General features: G+C 73.3%; 1 protein-coding gene. It reads right to left on the bottom strand.

Annotation, left to right across the window (positions count from 1 at the left end):
- Positions 1-4,481: type I polyketide synthase (locus AB0I79_RS63100; protein WP_357896286.1), on the bottom strand; the 4,481-nt coding region annotated here is incomplete at its 3' end.
- Between the last annotated feature and the right edge of the window lie 45 nt (positions 4,482-4,526).

Below are 4,526 nucleotides of genomic sequence, written 5' to 3'. Positions count from 1 at the left end.
ACCTCATCAAAAGCAGCAGCGAACACCGGAAACCGCCCGTACAACTCCAGCCCCATGCCCAGCCGCTGCGACCCCTGACCCGAGAACAGGAACGCGACCGGCCCTGAGGTCGCCTGACCGGTGAACACGCCCGCTGCCTCGCGGCCCTCGGCGAGCGCGGTGAGCCCGGCCACCAGCGCGTCGCGATCCGCGCCGACGACGGCGGCACGGTGCTCCAACGCGCTACGGCGGGTCGCCAGTGTGTGGGCCAGGTCGTGAAGATCGGCGTCATCGACGACGGGGAGAAGCCGGCGGGCCTGCTCCCGCACCGCCTCGCCGTTACGCGCCGACAGCACCAGCGGCACGACCGCCGGCTCGCCCTGAACAGGGGCCTCCTCCAGCGCCGGTGCCTCTTCGAGGATCACGTGCGCGTTGGTGCCGCTGATCCCGAACGACGACACCCCCGCCCGCCTGGGCCGATCCGTCGCAGGCCACGGCCGCTGCTCGGTCAGCAAAGACACCGCACCCGACGACCAATCCACATGCGACGACGGCTCATCAACGTGCAAGGTCCGCGGCAACACGCCGTGCCGCATCGCCTCCACCATCTTGATCACACCCGCGACACCCGCAGCCGCCTGCGCATGCCCGATGTTCGACTTCACCGACCCCAACCACAACGGCCGCTCCCGACCCTGACCATAGGTCGCAAGCAACGCCTGCGCCTCGATCGGATCACCAAGCGCCGTCCCCGTCCCATGCGCCTCCACCACATCCACATCACCAGCCGCAAGACGCGCATCCGCCAGCGCCCCCTGAATCACCCGCTGCTGCGAAGGACCATTCGGCGCCGTCAACCCGTTCGAGGCGCCATCCTGATTGACCGCACTCCCCCGCACCACCGCCAGCACCCGATGCCCCCGACGCCTCGCCTCCGACAGACGCTCCAGCACCACAACCCCGACACCCTCCGACCAGCCCGTCCCATCCGCCCCCTGCGCGAACGACTTGCACCGGCCATCAGGCGCCAAGCCGCGCTGACGACTGAACTCCACGAACACCCCAGGCGACGACATCACCGTCACCCCACCCGCCAGCGCCAGCGAACACTCACCACGCCGCAACGCCTGCCCCGCCAGATGCAACGCCACCAACGACGACGAACACGCGGTGTCGATCGTCATCGCGGGCCCCTCCAGCCCGAACGTGTACGCCACCCGGCCGGAGGCGACGCTGCCGGAGTTGCCGATGCCGATGTGGCCTTCGAGGTCGGCCGGGGTGGTGTGCAGGCGGGCCGAGTAGTCGTGGTGCATCAGGCCGACGAACACTCCCGCGTCCTTGCCCCGCAGGGACGCCACGTCGATCCCGGCCCGCTCGAACGCCTCCCACGACGCCTCCAGCAACAACCGCTGCTGCGGATCCATCGCCAGCGCCTCACGCGGCGAGATCCCGAAGAACCCCGCATCGAACTCACCCGCGTCATACAGGAACCCGCCGTCCCGCACATACGAACGGCCCGCACGTTCCGGATCCGGATCGAACAACGTCCCCAGATCCCACCCCCGATCGACCGGGAACTCCCCGATCCCGTCCCCACCCGAAGCCACCAGCTCCCACAGCTCCTCCGGCGAGGAAACCCCGCCCGGATACCGGCACGCCATCCCCACGATCACGATCGGATCGTCGTCGGAACGGGCGTGCCGCACCTGCGTGCGGGCGCGGCTCGGCAGCGTCCCCGCCAGTTCGGCGAGCAGGTGGCGGGCCAGGGCGGCGGGTTCGGGGTAGTCGAAGATGAGGGTGGCGGGCAGCCGCAGCCCGGTCGCGGCGGTGAGCCGGTTGCGCAGCTCGACCGCGGTGAGGGAGTCGAAGCCCAGGTCCTTGAAGGAACGGCCGGGCTCGACCGACGCGGGCGAGGGGTGGCCGAGTGCGGTGGCGACGTGGGTGCGTACGAGGTCGAGCACCAGGCGTTCCCGCTCGGCGGCGGGCCGGTCGGCGAGGCGCTGCCGGAGGGTCTCGCGCGTTCCGGTGTCCTCGCCCCGTCCCGGCACTCTGGCCAGGCCGCGCAGCACGACGGGAACCTGCTCGCGGGTCGCGCGCAGGGCCGGCAGGTCGAGCCGGAGAGGCAGCAGCGCGGCCTCACCGGTCGCGATCGCCCGGTCCAGGAGCCGCAGGGCCGGGTCCGTCTCCATGGCGCCGAGGCCGATCCGCTCCCAGCGGGCCAGATCGGCGTGCCCGAGGCCGCTCGTCATGTCGCTGCGCTCGGCCCACAGGCCCCAGCCGAGCGAGGTGCCGGGCAGCCCCAGGCCGCGCCGCCACGACATGAGGCCGTCCAGGAAGGCGTTGGCCGCCGCGTAGGCGGCCTGTCCGGCTCCGCCGAGCGTGCCGGCCGCCGAGGAGAAGGCGACGAAGGCCGCGAGGTCCCGGTGCCGGGTCAGCTCGTGCAGGACGAGGCCACCGGTCACCTTCGCGGCCAGCACCCGATCCACCTGCTCGCCACTCAACCCCGCGACCACCCCGTCATCCACCACACCAGCCGCATGCACCACCACCGACAGATCCGGCAACGACCCCACCAAAGCCGCCATCGCCGAACGATCCGTCACATCACCCGCCACCACCCGCACACCCGGCAAACCCTCCAACACCACACCACCCCGCCGACCGACCAGCACCACCTCCCGCACCCCATGCACCGACACCAGATGACGCGCCACCAACCCACCCAACGTCCCCGTCCCACCCGTGACCAGTGCCGTACCGCCGGGGGCTGTCCAGGGCGCGGACGTGGCCGCGTGCTCGGCCAGGCGGGGCACGTGCAGCTCGCCGCCGCGGATCGCGATCTGCGGCTCTCCGGTGGCGAACGCGGCGGGGAGCAGGCCGCGGCCCGCGCCGTCCCCGTCGAGGTCCACCAGCGTGAACCGGTCCGGATGCTCGGTCTGGGCCGAGCGCACCAGCCCCCACACCGCCGTGCCGGCCGGATCGGCGACGTTCCCGCCGACGGCCGTCGCCCCCTGTGTGACCAGCACCAGCCTGGAGCCTTCAGCAGCCAGGCACTCCTGGACGAGGCCCAGCACCCGATGGACGGCGCCCACGGGGTCCTCGCCCGCGCAGGAGGCCACGACGACCTCGGGCGCGTCGGCGGCCATGGCGTCCAGGACGGGGTAGGGCTCCCAGCCGTCCGGCAGTGTCCATCGGGCGGGCCGGGGAGCGGGCGTCTCGATGGGCTGCCACTCCACCCGGTACAGGGCGCCCGCGTTCCGGCGGTCCTGCGACAGGGTGCCCGCGGTCACCTCCCGCAGGGTGAGCGCCGCACCCGCTACGACGGGGGCGCCGAGACCGTCGGCGACGTCGATGACCAGGGTGTCGGGGCCGGTGGGCCGCAGGCGCACGCGCAGGGTCGCCGCGCCGATGGCGCGGAGTGAGACGTCGGCCCAGGAGAACGGCAGCAGCACCCGGCCTTCGGGCAGGTCGCCGGCGGCCAGGGCGTGCAGGGCCGCGTCGAGGAGCGCCGGGTGCAGTGCGTACGCCTCCGCGTCCACGTCCGCCGTGACCTCGGCGTACACCTCCTCGCCGGCCTGCCACATCGCGCGCAGGCCTTGGAAGGCGGGCCCGTAGTGGTAGCCGCGCCCGGCCAGCAGCTCGTAGTGCCCTTCGACCTCGACCGGCTCGGCGCCCGGCGGCGGCCAGGCGGTCAGGTCGGCGGAGGTCAGGTCGGCGGAGGTCGGGTCCGGCCCCGGCCGCGTGCCCGCGAAGCCGCCCGCGTGCCGTACCCAGCCGTCGTCCGCGCCGCCGGGCTCCTCCGGGCGTGAGTGGATCGCGAGGGCGCGCCGCCCCGACTCGTCGGCCGGACCGACCTCCACCTGGATCTGTACGGCACCCTGCTCCGGCAGCACCAGCGGCGCCTGCAGGGTCAGCTCCTCGACGCGGTCGCAGCCCGCGCGGGCCGCCGCCTGCAGCGCCAGCTCCAGGAACGCGGTCCCGGGCAGCAGCACGGAACCGAGGACCACGTGATCGGCCAGCCACGGCTGCGAGGCCGGGGAGATCCGGCCGGTGAGGAGCAGGCCGTCACCCTCGACCAGTTCCACGGCCCCGCTCAGCAACGGGTGACCCGTCGGGGTCAGAGCGCCCTCGTCCACGCCGGAGGCGGGAGGCAGCCAGTAGCGCTGCCGCTGGAACGGATAGGCGGGCAGGTCGGCCAGTTTGGCGGGCGTGCCGGCGAACAGCCGCTCCCAGGACACCGCCATCCCGCGGGCGTGGGCCTCGCCCAGCGCGGCGAGGAGCGTGCGGGGCTCGTCGCGGCCCGCGCGGAGCAGCGGGATGACGTGGTGGTCGGGTGACATCGCGCTGAGCACCCCGTCGGGCCCCACCTCGACGAGCACCGTGGATCGGCGGGCGACCAGTTCGGCGAGCCCGTCGGCGTAGCGCACCGGCTCCCGCACCTGCCGCACCCAGTACCCGGCAGTGGCGATCTCCGCAGTCGGCTCCCCGGCCAACGTGGACACGATCGGAATCGACGGCGCATGGAACGTCAACCCCCGCGCCACCTC

This window comes from Nonomuraea sp. NPDC050202 (assembly GCF_040656115.1).
Lineage (GTDB): Bacteria > Actinomycetota > Actinomycetes > Streptosporangiales > Streptosporangiaceae > Nonomuraea.
Note: the sequence above shows the minus strand (reverse complement) of the source record. Positions and strands in the feature narration are given on the sequence as shown.